This is a genomic window from Mycolicibacterium brisbanense (assembly GCF_001570425.1).
Lineage (GTDB): Bacteria > Actinomycetota > Actinomycetes > Mycobacteriales > Mycobacteriaceae > Mycobacterium > Mycobacterium brisbanense.
On record NZ_BCSX01000056.1, the window covers coordinates 181,577 to 196,357 of the forward strand.

At 65.8% G+C, this 14,781-nt stretch carries 14 protein-coding genes; 7 read left to right on the forward strand and 7 right to left on the reverse strand.

Going from position 1 to position 14,781, the window contains the following annotated elements; genetic code table 11:
- Positions 1-4: 4 nt before the first annotated feature.
- Positions 5-436 (reverse strand): Zn-ribbon domain-containing OB-fold protein, encoded by a 432-nt coding sequence (locus RMCB_RS33620; RefSeq protein ID WP_407662172.1) that lies wholly within the window; start codon positions 434-436, stop codon positions 5-7.
- Positions 437-572: 136 nt separating this feature from the next.
- Entirely contained in the window at positions 573-1,289 is a 717-nt protein-coding gene (locus RMCB_RS33625; protein ID WP_062832188.1) for an enoyl-CoA hydratase/isomerase family protein, read from the reverse strand.
- Between the two features lie 57 nt (positions 1,290-1,346).
- Here RMCB_RS33625 and RMCB_RS33630 point away from each other — a divergent pair, with 57 nt between their 5' ends.
- The 6 genes from RMCB_RS33630 to RMCB_RS33655 all read left to right on the forward strand — a co-directional run bounded on the left by RMCB_RS33630 (position 1,347) and on the right by RMCB_RS33655 (position 8,546).
- Positions 1,347-2,930, forward strand: coding sequence for an AMP-binding protein (locus RMCB_RS33630; protein ID WP_062832291.1), 1,584 nt, complete (start codon positions 1,347-1,349; stop codon positions 2,928-2,930).
- A 29-nt stretch (positions 2,931-2,959) separates the two neighbouring features.
- Positions 2,960-4,150: an amidohydrolase family protein gene (locus RMCB_RS33635; RefSeq protein ID WP_062832189.1), complete on the forward strand. Its 1,191-nt coding sequence runs from the start codon at positions 2,960-2,962 to the stop codon at positions 4,148-4,150.
- 39 nt (positions 4,151-4,189) lie between these two features.
- Complete coding sequence (locus RMCB_RS33640; protein ID WP_072278593.1) at positions 4,190-5,650, forward strand: FadD3 family acyl-CoA ligase; 1,461 nt, start codon at positions 4,190-4,192, stop codon at positions 5,648-5,650.
- A gap of 148 nt (positions 5,651-5,798) precedes the next feature.
- A complete protein-coding gene (locus tag RMCB_RS33645; RefSeq protein ID WP_062832191.1) occupies positions 5,799-6,608 on the forward strand; it encodes an Rv1363c family protein in 810 nt (269 codons plus the stop codon).
- A gap of 2 nt (positions 6,609-6,610) precedes the next feature.
- Positions 6,611-7,198 carry a hypothetical protein gene (locus tag RMCB_RS33650; protein WP_062832192.1) on the forward strand — a complete coding sequence of 196 codons (588 nt, stop codon included), beginning with the start codon at positions 6,611-6,613 and terminating at the stop codon, positions 7,196-7,198.
- Positions 7,199-7,274: 76 nt separating this feature from the next.
- Positions 7,275-8,546 carry a low temperature requirement protein A gene (locus RMCB_RS33655; RefSeq protein ID WP_062832193.1) on the forward strand — a complete coding sequence of 424 codons (1,272 nt, stop codon included), beginning with the start codon at positions 7,275-7,277 and terminating at the stop codon, positions 8,544-8,546.
- Here the strand turns inward: RMCB_RS33655 and RMCB_RS33660 are convergent.
- Entirely contained in the window at positions 8,531-9,799 is a 1,269-nt protein-coding gene (locus tag RMCB_RS33660) for an MFS transporter (RefSeq protein ID WP_029371961.1), read from the reverse strand. The two genes, RMCB_RS33655 and RMCB_RS33660, sit on opposite strands and share 16 nt — an antisense overlap.
- Positions 9,800-10,107: 308 nt before the next feature.
- On the opposite strand from RMCB_RS33660, the gene RMCB_RS33665 reads away from it, so the two are divergent.
- Positions 10,108-10,716 carry a MerR family transcriptional regulator gene (locus RMCB_RS33665; RefSeq protein WP_234792338.1) on the forward strand — a complete coding sequence of 203 codons (609 nt, stop codon included), beginning with the start codon at positions 10,108-10,110 and terminating at the stop codon, positions 10,714-10,716.
- A gap of 5 nt (positions 10,717-10,721) precedes the next feature.
- On the opposite strand, the gene RMCB_RS33670 is transcribed toward RMCB_RS33665, so the two are convergent.
- The 4 genes from RMCB_RS33670 to RMCB_RS33685 are packed head-to-tail and all read right to left on the reverse strand — an operon-like array spanning position 10,722 to position 14,651.
- On the reverse strand, positions 10,722-11,522 hold the full coding sequence (locus RMCB_RS33670) for an ABC transporter permease (RefSeq protein ID WP_029371964.1): 801 nt from the start codon (positions 11,520-11,522) through the stop codon (positions 10,722-10,724).
- The gene (locus RMCB_RS33675; RefSeq protein WP_062832195.1) at positions 11,522-12,361 is read right to left on the reverse strand and encodes an ABC transporter permease; all 840 of its coding nucleotides are present in this window, start codon (positions 12,359-12,361) and stop codon (positions 11,522-11,524) included. Before RMCB_RS33675 ends, RMCB_RS33670 begins: the two co-directional genes overlap by 1 nt.
- Positions 12,340-13,539 carry an ABC transporter substrate-binding protein gene (locus RMCB_RS33680; RefSeq protein ID WP_036425318.1) on the reverse strand — a complete coding sequence of 400 codons (1,200 nt, stop codon included), beginning with the start codon at positions 13,537-13,539 and terminating at the stop codon, positions 12,340-12,342. Before RMCB_RS33680 ends, RMCB_RS33675 begins: the two co-directional genes overlap by 22 nt.
- A gap of 23 nt (positions 13,540-13,562) precedes the next feature.
- Positions 13,563-14,651, reverse strand: coding sequence for an ABC transporter ATP-binding protein (locus RMCB_RS33685; RefSeq protein ID WP_062832196.1), 1,089 nt, complete (start codon positions 14,649-14,651; stop codon positions 13,563-13,565).
- Between the last annotated feature and the right edge of the window lie 130 nt (positions 14,652-14,781).

Sequence of the window (14,781 nt, forward strand, 5' to 3'; positions counted from 1 at the left end):
CTCCTCAGACGGGCTGGAAGGCGAAGGTGACCAGTTCCACAGACTCCCCGTTGTCATCGGTGACCGTGGTGAACGGGATCATGGTGAGTTCGACGTCCTGCCCGAATTGCAGTTTCGCCGGATCGTTTTCGGTGAGCCTGCCCTCGACGCGGATGACGTCTCCGAGTTGGATCAGCCCGACGCCGAACGGCACGAAGTCTTTTCCGGTTGGGCCTTTGTACGGTGCGCCGGGCGGGAAGCCCTGGGTGGTCCAGGCGACCAGGGTGCCGCGACGGGGCAGCAGCTGTTCGGAGGTGTTGGCGCCACTGCACTTGGGGCAACGCGCCTGAGCCGGGAAGGTGGTGGCCTGGCAATCGGCGCAACGGCTGCCGATCAACTGGGGATCGGCCGCAGGCCATGTCGAGATCTCCGGCGCGAGAGCGGTCTGTGTTGGCACGTCGCTGACAGTAACCGGAAATATGATTCTCGTCTAGCGAGAATAGAATGCAGACAAGTAGCCGACTATGGACCCCGCCCTGCTCGGGGCGCGTTCCAGCGGGACGGCGACGATGCGATTCGTGAACCGAGCCGGGCTATTTGACCTTGTTCATGACGGCCTCGGCTGCCGCCCAATGCTCGTCGGACGCCCAGAGGCGGGCGAACGCGCTGACGGCTTCGGTCGCCGGAACGCCGCTCAGTACCCGCTTGATCTCGCCGCCCGGTCGACGGGCCAGTAGTGCCGCAGTCCTGCGCCAGCTTTCGGCGAACTCGGCGCGCGGCACCACCTGATCGACAAGGCCGATCTGCAGAGCCGCGTCGGCGTCGAGGACTTGTCCGGTCCCCGCCAGGAGTAGTGCTCGGCTCCGGCCCACCAGTGCGCCAAGGCGTTCGGCGCCACCCCAGGCCGGCATGATCGCCAGCGACACCTGGTTGAAGCCGATCCTGATGTCGTCGGCCGCGATCCGGATGTCGGCGGCGACTGCAACTTCGGCACCACCGCCGAGGGCGTGCCCGTTGAGCGCCGCGACCACGGGGCCGGGGAAGCCGGTGATGCGATCGCAGATCGTCCGCATCCGCCAGGCCATCTGCGATGCCTCGAGCTCGGTGCGGAGCGCGGCGAGCTCCTTGAGGTCTCCGCCCGAGACGAACGCGCGGTCGCCGCCGCCGGTCACGACGAGAGCGGACGCCCCGGCAGCGCCGTCCAATGCCTTGTCCAGCTCGTCCATGGTGTCCAGCGAGATCGCGTTGCGCGCGTGCGGCCGGTCGATGGTGATGACGGCCAGGCCGTCGACGATGTCCAGGTCGACCATAACCGCTCTCCACTTTTGATATTGGCATTCTCGCTGATCGAGAATAACATCACCGACGTGCGCAACATCCCCGTTGAGCTGACCAAACGCTACGTCGAGGAAGGGTGGTGGCGGCCGGAGACGCTGGGGCAGATGCTCGCGGACGGCTTGGCGGCCAGTCCTGACGCAGGCTTTCACGTGCATTCCGAGGTGCGCCCGTACGCGGGCACCTTCGCCGATGTCGAGCGGGTCGCGCGGCGTCTGGCCGCGGGCCTGGCGGCGCGGGGCGTCGGCCCCGGTGACGTGGTGGCATTGCAGTTGCCCAACTGGATGGAAGCGGCGGCAGCGTTCTGGGCGTCGGCATTCCTCGGCGCCATCACCGTACCGATCGTGCACTTCTATGGCCGCAAGGAACTCGCGCACATCATGGCGACGGCGGAACCGAAAGTCTTCATCACCACAGAACACTTCGGCCGCATGACTTTTCAGCCCGATCTGGTCGCCGGGGTGCCGATCGTCGGGCTGGTGGGCGCACCGAGTTTCGACGAGCTGCTGGCCGACGAACCGCTGACCGCCACGCTGCCGGCCGACCCGGCCGGCCCCGCGCTCATCGCCTTCACGTCGGGCACCACCCGAGCGCCCAAGGGGGTCATCCACAGTCACCAGACGCTGGCATTCGAGACGCGCCAGCTGCTGGAGAACTACCCGCCGGGCCGGGGCCGTCAGCTCACCGCCACCCCGGTCGGGCACTTCATCGGCATGGTCGGGGCGTTCCTCATTCCCGTGCTCGAGGGCGCGCCCATCGACCTGTGCGATGTGTGGAATCCGGGAAAGGTGCTGAAACTCCTTGAATCGGAAGGGATGTCGATCGGTGGGGGACCGCCGTACTTCGTCACCAGCCTGCTCGACCATCCGGACTGCACCGAGGCGCACCGGTCGCGGTTCACGACCGTCGGGTTGGGCGGATCCACCGTGCCCGCCGCGGTCACGCGCCGGCTGGCCGACCTGGGCATGTTCGTCTTCCGCGCGTACGGCAGCACCGAGCATCCCTCGATCACTGGGTCGGGGCCGTCGGCGCCGGAAGCCAAGCGACTGTTCACCGACGGCAACCCGAGGCCCGGCGTCGAGATCCGGCTCGCCCCGGATGGCGAGATCTTCAGCCGGGGACCGGATCTGTGCCTGGGCTACACCGATGACGAGCTGACGGCCAAGTGCTTCGATGCCGACGGCTGGTATCGCACCGGCGACATCGGCGTGCTCGACGACGACGGCTACTTGACCATCACCGATCGTGCTGCCGACCTGATCATTCGCGGCGGCGAGAACATCAGCGCCATCGAGGTCGAGGACGTGCTGCTGACGCTGCCCGAGGTGGCCGAGGCGGTGGTCGTGGCCGCGCCCGACGCCCGGCTCGGCGAACGCGTCGCCGCCGTGCTGCGGGTCCGGGCCGGGCATGCCATGCCGACCCTGGAGCGGGTCCGCGTCCACTTCGAACGGGCCGGGGTGGCGCGCCAGAAATGGCCGGAGGAACTCCACGAGGTGCCCGGCGGGCAGGACTATCCGCGCACGGCGAGCGGCAAGGTGCAGAAGTTCGTGATCCGGCGTGACCTCGCGCGCGCCGTTGCGATGGGCGGCATTGCGACATCCGCAAAGGGAGAATAATATTCTCATGAACTGAAAAGGAGCATTCCATGGGGCAACTGTCGCACCGCGTCGACATTCCGTTTCCGCTGTTCGATGCGGACAACCACCTCTATGAGCCGCCCGAGGCGCTGCTGACCCACCTGCCCAAGGAGTACCAAGACGTCGTCCAGTACGTCGAGGTCAAGGGCCGCACCAAGATCGCGATCAAGGGTCAGATCAGCAATTACATCCCCAACCCGACGTTCTCGGTCGTCGCCAAGCCGGGTGCATGGGAGGAGTACTTCAAGTTCGGCAACCCCGACGGCAAGAGCAAGCGCGAGTTGTTCGGTGAGCCGATGAAGTCGATCCCGGCGTTCTTCGAGCCGGCTCCCCGCCTGGAGTTGATGGACCAACTGGGGGTCGATCGCTCGCTGATGTTCCCGACCCTGGCCAGCCTCATCGAGGAGCGGCTGCGCGACGATCCGATCGCGATCCACGTCCTGATCCATTCGCTCAACCAATGGCTCGACGAGGTCTGGGGATTCAACTACAAGAACCGCATCTTCACCACGCCGGTCATCACGCTGCCGATCGTGGAGAAGGCCATCGAGGAGCTTGAGTGGGCGGTCAAGCGCGGCGCCCGTGCCATCCTGGTCCGCCCGGCGCCGGTGCCGGGCTTCCGTGGGCCGCGGTCTTTCGCGCTGCCCGAGTTCGACCCGTTCTGGCAGAAGTGCGTCGAATACGACGTCTTCGTCGGCATGCATTCGTCCGACAGCGGCTACTCGCGTTACACCTCGGAATGGGACGGCGCCGCACAGGAGATGCTGCCGTTCCAGACCAACGCCATGTCGATCCTCAACGAATGGCGTCCGATCCAGGACGCGGTGGCCTCCTGGGTCATTCACGGCGCGCTCTTCCGGTTCCCCGAGCTCAAGGTCGGCATCGTCGAGGCCGGCTCGAAATGGATGTTCCCCCTGTTTGATTCGATGGCCGAGGTGTACAAGAAAGCCCCCGAGGCGTTCTTGGGCAACCCGATGGAGGAGATCAAGAACCGCATCTTCGTCAGCCCGTTCTACGAAGAGGGCATCGACGACCTGATCAACCTCATCGGTGTGGACCAGGTGCTCTATGGTTCGGACTGGCCGCATCCCGAGGGTCTCGCCGAGCCGACGCACTACGTGACCGCACTCGAGCACCTGTCGATGGAGGATCAGGCCAAGATCATGGGCGGCAACCTCGGTCGGCTCGTCACGGTGTGACGCAACACCACGCCATCAACGGCGCCCGTTGAGAGCAGCGTGACGTGCTGGCGGACCATCCCCGAGATGGTCCTGAGTGCGGCGGACCGGTTCGGCGACGTCGAGGCCGTTGTCGACGGTCCGCTGCGCCTGTCCTTCGCCGAAGTCGCCGAACGCATCCGCACCGCCGCCGGTGCCTTCTCCCGATTCGGGGTCGGCAGAGGAGACCGGGTTGCGCTGTGGGCGCCGAACTCCGCGGAGTGGATCGTCGCGGCGTTCGGCCTGATGACCGCAGGCGGGGTGCTGGTCCCGGTCAACACCCGGTTCAAGGCCGATGAGGCCGCCGACGTCGTCGCCCGCAGTGGTGCCAAGGCTGTACTGGTCCAAAAGGGTTTTCTCGGACAGGATTTCGACATCCCAGGTGTTCCGTCGATCGATCTGAAGTCGGACTTCCTCAGTGCCGGTGAGCCATTCGAGTATGCGGTCGACAGCGACGACATCGCCGACGTGATCTACACCAGTGGCACGACCGGGCGCCCGAAGGGGGCCATGATGAATCACGGCCAGACGCTTCGGATGTACGAGGAATGGGCGACACTGGCAGACCTGCGCGAGGGTGATCGCTACCTGATGATCAACCCGTACTTCCACACCTTCGGGCTCAAGGCGGGTCTGGTCGCGTCGTTCCTGCGGGGTGCGACGATGCTGCCGGTCGCGGTCTTCGACATCGACCGTGTGGTGGATCTCATTGCCACCGAACAGATCACGATGCTTCCCGGGCCGCCCACTCTGTACCACTCGCTGCTGACGGTCGGTGACAAGGGCAGGCTGGCGACGTTGCGGGCAGGGGTCACCGGCGCCGCCGACATCCCGGTCGAACTCGTCCGCCGGATCCATGACGAGTTGCCGTTCCAGACGCTGATGACGGGATACGGGCTCACCGAGGCCGGCAATGTCACGCTGTCGCGGCCAGGAGACTCCTCGGTCGATGTCGCGACCACGGCGGGGTTGCCGTGTGAAGACGTCGAGGTGCGAGTGGCCGACGACGGTGAGGTGCTGGTCCGCGGGTACGGCGTGATGCAGGGGTACCTCGACGATCCTGTCGCGACGGCCGAGGCGATCGACGCCGACGGCTGGCTGCACACCGGGGACCTCGGTGAATTCACCGACTCCGGCCGGCTGAGGATCGTCGGACGTAAGAAAGACGTGTTCATCGTCGGCGGCTTCAACGCCTACCCGGCGGAGATCGAGGGATGCCTGTTGCGACATCCCGCCGTCGCGCAGGTCGCCGTCATCGGCGTCGACGACGCCAGGCTGGGGCAGGTCGGCAAGGCGTTCGTCGTGCTCAGCGAAAACCCCGGTGCCACAGCCATTTCCGCCGATGAGTTGCTCGCCTGGAGTCGTGAGCGCATGGCCGGCTACAAGGTGCCTCGCTATCTGGAGTTCCTCGATGAGCTGCCCCTCAATGCGACAGGGAAAGTCATGAAGGATCGGCTCGAGACGCGCCTGGGCACAGTTTAAGCACCGCGCTGACACAGCTCGTAAACACCGTTTCCGCAGATAAATAGGCATTTATCTAGCCTCATCAGATGAGGTACTGTCGGTGCACTACCCAAAACTGATAACGTGATTCTCGTTAAGCAGGCTGCTGAACGGACAGGAGGCCGACATGCCGTCCCGCAAGCCTTCATCGTCGCTACTCGATGATGGACCGGACGACCCGTCTCCCGGGCACGTATTGGCGCTGGCCGAACAGGCCGAGGCCGAAGCTGAAGAAGCCGAGGCCGTCGCCGCAGCTGCGCGCGCCAGAGCGCGTGCGATCCGGCTCCGCAACCAGGCTGCCGCGCGGGAGCTGCTGATCGGCGACCATGCCGAGGTCGAGATCCCGTCCGTCGAATCGACCGCGGCCGAGCCGGCCGAGGGCGACGTCGCGGGAGACGCCGCAACAGATGCCGAAGAAACCCCGCGGCGTCCACGCCGTCTGCACGTCCCGCCACTGTTCTGGAAAGTCCTGGCGAGCTGCCTGGCGATCATCGCCATCTGTGCGCTGCTGGGGGCGTGCGGGTTCATGATCTGGAAGCGCGGTCAGGCCGATCATCGGCGCGCGCTCACGGCGGAGTTCACCGCGGCGGCCCGGCAGAGTGTCGTGACGCTGATGTCGCTGGACTTCAACCATGTTCAGGACGACGTGAAGAACATCCTGGACAACTCCACCGGAGATTTCAAAAAGGACTTCGAAGCCCAGCAGAACGACTTCGTCAAACTTGCTCAGCAATCCAAGGTCGTGACCGAGTCGACCGTGAACGCCGCAGCGGTCGACACCATGAGCGACGACAATGCCGTGGTCCTGGTCGCCGCCACCACCCGCGTCACCAACACCGCGGGCGCCCAACAGCAGCCGCGGTCCTGGCGGGTTGCGGTGAACATGACCAGGGAGGGCGGCCAGATCAAGCTGGCGAAAGTCGAGTTCGTACCGTGACCATGAAGACCGACACAGAAGAAGTCGACGTTTTCGACCTGGCCTCAATGGAGGATGTCGAAGACGGAGACGTCGAGGCAGGCAAGCGCCGATGGTGGACACCCCTGGTGCGCCGCTGGTTTCCGCTGACGCTGACGTTCGCACTGGTGCTCTCGGCGGCGTTGGCCGGCTGGCTCTACTTCGCGCAGTACCGACCGGACCGCGCGACCGATCAGGGCGTGCAGCAGACGGTTCTCAAGGCTGCGACGGACGGCACCGTGGCGCTGCTGTCGTACAAACCGGACAGCCTCGATCACGACTTCACCACCGCCAAGGCACATCTGACGGGTGACTTCCTGTCGTATTACAACAAGTTCACCCAGGAGATCGTCACACCTGCCGCCAAGCAGAAGGCGGTGTCCACCTCAGCGGCCGTGGTGCGCAGCGCGGTCATGGAGATGCACCCCGATTCGGCGGTGGTGATGGTGTTCGTCAATCAGGCGACCACGAGCAACCAGAATCCGGACGGCAGCTTTGCGGCCAGCACGGTCAAGGTCGGGCTGACGAAGGTCGACGGTAGCTGGCTGATCTCGTCCTTCGACCCGGTCTGAGCGGCGCCGCCACGCGGTGGAATGCCGGTCGCCCCGGTACCGTCAGCGTCGACACCGACCGGGAGGACGCTGATACGTGACCGAGGGCGATTCGAATTCGCCGGTGCAGACCCACCGGATCCGCAGGATGTCGGGACGCGATCCCCGTGAACCGCACCGCGTCTCTTCGCCGCTGGAGCTGTTGTTCGACCTGACGTTCGCCATCGCTTTCGGGGTGGCGGCCTCACAGTTCGCGCATCTGCTGGCCGAGGGACACGTGGGCGACGGGCTGTTGGGCTTCGGCTTCGCGGTGTTCGCCATCTGGTGGGCGTGGATGAACTTCAGCTGGTTCGCGTCGGCCTACGACACCGACGACTGGATCTACCGGCTGACGACCATGGTGCAGATGGTCGGCGTCATCATCCTGGCGCTCGGCCTGCCGCAGACCTTCGCCTCCATCGAGCACGGCGGCCACGTGAACAACACCGTCATGGTCGCCGGCTACGTGGTGATGCGAATTGCCATGGTGACGCAATGGTTACGGGCCGCCCGTCAGGATCCGGACCGGCGGGCCGCCAGCCTGACGTATGCGACCGTGATCGTCGTCGCGCAAATCGGCTGGATCGCCCAGATCCTGGTGAGCACGTCGGTGTGGGTGTTCGCGGCGGGCGCCCTGGTGCTGATGGCCCTGGAGATATCCGGACCGTTCCTCGCCGAGCGCCGCATGGGTGGCACGCCGTGGCATGCCCACCACATCGCCGAGCGGTACAGCCTGCTGGCCATCATCGCGCTCGGCGAGGGTGTGGTCGGTACGGTGGCATCGCTGTCGGCCGCGGTCGGTGAACACGGCTGGTCCACTGACGCGGTCGTGCTCGCCGTGGCAGGCACGGGCCTCACCTTCGGTATGTGGTGGGTGTACTTCCTGGTGCCCGCCGCCGAGTTGCTGCACGCCCACCGCGAAGTCTCGTTCCTGTACGGGTATCTGCACCTGTTCGTGTTCGGCGCGATCGTGGCGACCGGCGCCGGGCTGCACGTCGCCGCGTACTACTTCGAAGAACAGTCGCAGTTGAGCACCGTGGCCACCGTGCTGTCCGTCGCGATCCCGGTCGCCGTCTACATCACCGCGATGTTCGTCATCTATTCGATGCTGGTCGGCACGGTCGACGTCTTCCACACGGGTCTGCTGGTGGGTGCCGGCGTGGTGTTGGCCGCCGCCGTGGCGATGGCTGCCGCAGAGATCTCGTTGGCGCCGTGCCTGCTGGTGGTGACGGCGGCGCCGATGGTCATCGTGGCGGGCTTCGAACTCGTGGGCCACCGGCACGCCAGGGAGATCGTCGCCAGACGGCTGGCCGATCAGCGCGGCGGGTGAGCCTCGAAGCCTTCCAGCAACATTCGCTCCTGCTCGACTCGCATGAGCTTTCTGGCCTTGCTGCGCGTGATGAGAATGCCGACGGTGGCCAGCACCCAGACGGCGTACTGAACGGCCCAGGCCATCCGGAACGAGGCGGCCGAATAATCGCCGGCATGGGCCAGGATGAGTCCCATGGCCTGCATGACCAGCAGTGCGGCCAGGAAGCCGCCCATGTTCACCATGCCCTGAGCGGTCCCGAGGGTGGCGCTCGGATTGAAGGTTCGGGCGAAGTCGAAGCCCACCATCGAACCCGGCCCGCCCACCGAGATGATCACGATGAGCGTCACCAGCAACCACAGCGGGGCACGGCCGGGTAGCGCGAGAACGACTGTCCAGATCAGTGCATTGCTCGCGATGATGGCGAGCACCAGACGTGATCGCCGGTGCGGGTGGCGGCCCGTGAAGATCCCGATCGCGATGCCCGCGGTGATCGCGACGACGACCGAGACCGTCAACAGCGAGCCGGCGACGGTGGTCGAGAGCCCCTGGGCGACGGTCAGATACGGCACGCCCCACATGAGCGCGAACACCGTCACCGAGAACTGGGTGCCCATGTGGGTGAAGAAGCCCAGCCTGGTGCCGGGGCGCAGCCACACCGTTTTCACGCTCGCCAGGATGTCCCGGACGGTGGTGGTTTCGTCCGCGGCGACCCGCCCGTGCGGATTGTTGCGGACGAGCGCGAGGGCGAGCACCATCGCAACGACGCCGAAGACGGCAACGGACAGATATGCCGGTGTCCAGCCGGAGCCCGTGAGCAATGCCAGGAACGGCACCGCGGACAACACCTGGCCGAGCTGCCCACAGATGCCGGTCAACTGGGTGACCAGCGGGACTTGCGAGGGCTTGAACCAGTGCGGCACCAACCGCAGTACCGATATGAACGTCACCGCGTCGCCGAGTCCCACGACCGCGCGTGCGGCGAAGGCGGCGGGGAGGGATTCGCTCAGCGCCAGCACCAGTTGTCCGGTGGCCATCAGCCCCGCGCCGGAGACGATGAGTATGCGCGAGCCGAACCGGTCGAGCAGCAGCCCGGCGGGCACTTGCGCGCCGGCGTACACGATCACCTGCAGCACGACGAAGCTCGACAGCACACTCGGATTGGCGGCAAACCGGTCGGCGGCCTGCAAACCGGAAACGCCGAGAGTGGTGCGGTCGAGCACCGCGACGATGTACGCGAGCAGTCCGGTGGCCCAGACGATCCAGGGACGCACTCGCGGCCTTTCGTCGATCGGATTGTCTTAATGTCTTGCACCATGGTCGCGCACCTGGGCTGTTGCTTTCCAATTCGGGTCGGGTGAATTGACTCACCGCACCCCGATGCCGTCGCGGTGGTAGTTGGCTGTGATTGCAGGGGCGGGTGTGGATTCTTGTCGCTCGACCGATATATCTGCAGATGAAAGCTTTAATAGCTCATTCAACAAATGACTCTGCGGGGACACGTAAACTTCGCTCTGAGCTGTTCGGCCGGGGTAGGGTGGAGAAATGTATCGCTGTCCGGTTCGGTGCGGGGACGGCCAGATTGACTGAGTATCGGTTGGACGATCTGGCGCGAATCTCCGGCATCAGCGCCCGGAACATCCGCGCCTACCGTGAGCGCGGGCTGCTCGATCCGCCTCGCCGCGTCGGTCGTTCGGCGTACTACGGGGAGGCCCACCTGGCGCAACTGGCGGCGGTCAGCCAGCTCCTCGGCAAAGGCTTCAGCTCCGCACACATCGCCGAGTTCTTCGCCGGACTGCGGGGCGGCCGCAGCCTGGCCGACGTGCTCGGTATCCCACCGACAGCGGTAGGCCAACAGATTCGTCGGCTGCAGATCGCGCCGTCGCATCCGGACGTCGCAACTCTCGTCTCGCACGGTCTGGCGCGCGTCGTCGACGGCTCCGTGGCATTGACCGACCCGGTGCTCGCCGAGGTCGTCGACCGGGTAGCTGATCAACCGCTCTGGGTGCACACCATCGCGCAGGTGGTCGCCACGACCGACGCGGCGATCGATGCACTCGCCGAATCGGCGGTCGGGACCGTCACCGAGAACCTGACCGCCCAGCCGGAGTCGGACAACCGCGAGCTGTCACGCGCCGTGCTGTCGAGCCTGCTCGATCAAGCCGTCAAACAGGCTGCCGCGATCGCCTGAGCGGTTCACACCCGCGACGTGGCGGGATCGCCGCCGAAGCGCCCGGCCAGCCACACCGGGATGATGGCCAGCACGGTCAGGGCGGCGGCAACCACATTGATGACCGGAGCCTGATTGGGCCGGAACAGGTTGGCGAAGATCCAGATCGGCAGTGTCTGCACCGTCGGGCCCGCGGTGAACGTGGTGACGACGATCTCGTCGAACGACAGCGCGAAAGCCAGGATCGCCCCGGCCAGCAGCGCACCGCGCATCAGCGGGAAGGTGACGAGCCGGAACGTCTGCCAGTCCGAGGCGCCGAGGTCGGCGGACGCGTCTTCGAGATTGGTGCCCATCTGGCGCAGCCTCGCCTGAACGTTGTTGAACACGATGACGATGCAGAACGTGGCGTGGCCGATGATCACCGTCGCCAGCCCGAGCGTCATCCCCAGGGTCGAGGTGAACGTCGCGTTCAACGCGATGCCCGTGACGATGCCGGGCAGCGTGATCGGCAGCACCACAAGGAAACTCACCGTGTTGCGGCCGAAGAAGCGGTACCGCTGAACCGCGAACGCCACCATGGTGCCGAGCACCAGCGCGATGAGCGTCGCGACCAGGCCCACCACGACGGAGTTGGCGAGCGCCTGCCACATGCCTGTGCTGTGTGCGGTGGCCGACCACCACGCCAAGGTGAAACCGGTGGGAGGGAACGCGAACGTGCGTGAGGCGTTGAACGCGTTGATCACCACCAGAACCAGTGGGGTGTAAAGGAACACCATGACCGCGACGGTCCAGATGCGAAGTCCGCGTCGCCCGGCGCTGGAGAACATCACACGTTCTCCAGCGCGCCCGTGCGTCGCATCGCCAGCAGGTAGGCGACGATCGCTACCAGCGGGATGGCAGACAGCGCCGCCGCCAGCGGCTGGTTGTTGGCGGTGACGAGTTGCCCGTAGATGATGTTGCCGAGCATCTGGGTCTTGCCGCCGACGATGGTCACCGCAATGTAATCGCCCAGCGACAGTGAGAAGGTGAAGATCGAACCTGCCGCGATGCCGGGGAACACCAAGGGCGCCAAGATCAGTCGCAGCGTCGTCAGATCGGAGGAGCCGAGATCGGAGCTGGCGTCGATGAGGGAGTCCGGGACGCGTTCGAACGCCGCATAGACCGGCATCACCATGTACGGCAACCACAGGTAGGTCAGTGTGATGACCGTGGCCACCAACCCGTAGCCGGGGGTGAAGCCCGTCGCCCACGACAACGGGCCTGCCGGCGACAACAACATGCGCCAGGCGTAGGCCTTCACCAGATAGCTCGCCCACAGCGGGGTGGTCACGGCGACCACAAGGGCCAGCCGCACCGTGCGGGAGGCGACCTTGGCCATGTAGAGCGCCAGCGGGACAGCGAGCACCGCACACAGGACGGTGACCGTGGCGGCCACCGCCAGGGTGCGCAACGTCGCGATGCGGAACACGTCGTCGGTCAGCACCCGCACGATGTTGTCGCCGGTGAAGGTGCGCACCACCGCGCCGGTGAACTCGTCGGTGCTCCAGAACGCCGAAACCAGAAGGACGGCAAGCGAACCCAGGTAGGCCACCACCAGCCAGGTGAGCGGCGGCGCCAGCAGGAACGCCAGCCGCACCCGCCGGGTCAACCCTTGATCTGCTGCCACTTGTCGACCCACTGGCTGTAGGCCGTGCAGTTGTTGCCGCTGCCGTCGACGCACTGGGTCTGCGGGGTGGTCCAGTAGTGAATCTGCGCGGCGTAGTCGGCGTCGGTGGCGTGGTAGATGTCGCAGAAGTCCTTCTGAGTGGTGTGCTCGCAGGCCTTCGTCTGCGCCGGCGCCTCACCGAAGTACTCCGCCACCTGGGCGTTGACCTCCGGCGAGGTGATCCAGTTCATCCACTTGTACATGCAGTTGGGGTGCGCGGCCTTCGACGAGATCATCCAGGTGTCCGACCAGCCCGTGGAACCTTCCTTGGGCAGCACGGTGTTGACCTGAACCTTGTTGTCACCGCCGATGGTGTTGGCGATCACCTGCCACGTGGTGCCGATGACCGAGGTGCCGGATTCGAAGGCCTGTACTTCCTTGGTGTAGTCCGACCAGTATTCGCCGATGTTCTCGCGCTGAGCCTTCAGCAGATCCGTTGCGGCGTCGAGCTGTTCGGAGGTCAGCGAGTACGGGTCCTTGATGCCCAGCTCCGGTTTGGTCTTGGACAGGTACAGCGCGGCATCGGCGATGTAGATCGGATTGTCGTACGCGGTCACCTTGCCCTTGTACTTGCCCGCGTCGGTGAACACCGCGGCCCAGGAGTTCGGGGCGTCGCGCACGGCATCGATGTTGTACATCAACAGGTTTGCGCCCCAACCGTGGGGGATCCCGTACATCTGGTTGTTCACGGAATTCCACGGCTTGTCCTTGAGGAACGGGGAGATCGTCGCGTAATTGGGCACCAGATCGGTGTTCACCGGCGACACGTCCCCGGCGTAGATGAGCCGCAACGTGGCGTCCCCGGACGCCGAGACGCCGTCGTACTGGCCGCTGCGCATCAACTGCACCATCTCGTCGGAGGTGTTGCCGATCTTGACGTTGACCTGGCAGCCGGTCTGCTGTTGAAACGGCGTGACCCAGTCGACTTTCTTGTCGTTCGAGCCGTTTTCGGCGTAGCCGGCCCACGCGATGAGGTTCAGCTGCCCTTCGCCGTTGCCGACCGAACTCAGCGGTTCGAGCTTCGGTGGGGCGTTCCCGGTGGTTCCCGGGGTCTTGGACCCGGAGCATGCGGCGATCAGCGTCACGCACGCGGCGATCACCAATCCCGCACGCAGAGCTCGGATTCTCTGAGTTCTCATCGTCGGCTCCTTGATCTCGTGACTCAACCGTCGAGGTGGTGGACTGCGGATTCCGGCCAGGTCAGGGTGATGGCCGAACCGTGCGCCAGATCGCCGGGCAGGCCGGCGCTGGCCGTGAGGACGTTGGCCGCCAACGAGACTCCGGTGGCGGTTCGTGCCGCGACGCGGGTCAGGGGACCGGCATAGATGATCTCGGTCACCGTGGCGTCGACGGCGCGATGCCCCGCTGCTGCGGGTGTGTTGTTGTGCTGCACAGAGATTCGTTCGGGCCGCACCGCGAGCGTCCCGGACCTGCCGAATACGGTCTCGGCGTCGACGCCTTCGAGGACGTTGGAGGTGCCGACGAAATCGGCGACGAACCGGTTGACCGGCCGCTCGTAGACGTCGCGCGCGGCTCCCACCTGCTCGATGCGGCCGGCGTTGAACACCGCGAGCCGGTCGCAGAGCGTGAGGGCCTCGTCCTGGTCGTGGGTGACGATGACGAAGGTGATGCCGACCTCGCGCTGGATCGCCTTCAGCTCGACCTGCATCTGTTCGCGCAGCTTGAGATCCAGCGCACCGAGCGGCTCGTCGAGCAGCAACACGCGTGGTCGGCCGACAAGGGCCCGGGCCAGTGCCACCCGCTGGCGCTGGCCGCCGGACAACTGGGCGGGCCTGCGCGGCGCCTGGTCTGTCAGGCGCACCATGTCCAGCGCATCGGCGGTGCGCCGGCGCCGTTCGGCCTTCGGCACGCCCTTGACCCGCAGGCCGTACTCCACGTTCTGGGCGACGGTCAGATGGGGGAACAGGGCGTATTCCTGGAACACCGTGTTGACGTCGCGTTTTCGCGCCGGCACCGAGGTGACGTCGAGGCCGCCCAGCCGGATGCTGCCTTCGGTGGGTTCCTCGAACCCGGCGATCATCCGCAGCACGGTCGACTTTCCGGAACCGGACGGGCCGAGGATCGCGAACAGCTCTCCGTCGGTGATCGTCAGGTCGGCCGACTCGACCGCGACCACGGGATGTCGGGCATCGCCGAACACCTTGCGTACGCCGACGAGTTCGATGCGAGGTTCGGAGCCGGAGGGGGCGCCGGGGGTATCGGGCGGTGAGCTGACCATCCCCGAGGACATGGTGGGTCATCGTAGGGATTCGTCGGTCGTGGCGGGGTGCCATTGCCGATTTCGTCTCTGTGCGCCCTCGCTGCGACGGATTCGGTGTGCCCAGGACTGGAGTGAATATTGATGGTCGTGTGGCTAGTGG

Coding starts and splice junctions, on each gene's coding strand:
- RMCB_RS33650 (WP_062832192.1), top strand. CDS start 6,611: ATGAAGACCGACACAGAAGAAGTCGACGTTTTCGACCTGGCCTCAATG.
- RMCB_RS33670 (WP_029371964.1), bottom strand. CDS start 11,522: ATGTTCTCCAGCGCCGGGCGACGCGGACTTCGCATCTGGACCGTCGCG.
- RMCB_RS33625 (WP_062832188.1), bottom strand. CDS start 1,289: ATGGTCGACCTGGACATCGTCGACGGCCTGGCCGTCATCACCATCGAC.
- RMCB_RS33645 (WP_062832191.1), top strand. CDS start 5,799: ATGCCGTCCCGCAAGCCTTCATCGTCGCTACTCGATGATGGACCGGAC.
- RMCB_RS33680 (WP_036425318.1), bottom strand. CDS start 13,539: ATGAGAACTCAGAGAATCCGAGCTCTGCGTGCGGGATTGGTGATCGCC.
- RMCB_RS33635 (WP_062832189.1), top strand. CDS start 2,960: ATGGGGCAACTGTCGCACCGCGTCGACATTCCGTTTCCGCTGTTCGAT.
- RMCB_RS33685 (WP_062832196.1), bottom strand. CDS start 14,651: ATGTCCTCGGGGATGGTCAGCTCACCGCCCGATACCCCCGGCGCCCCC.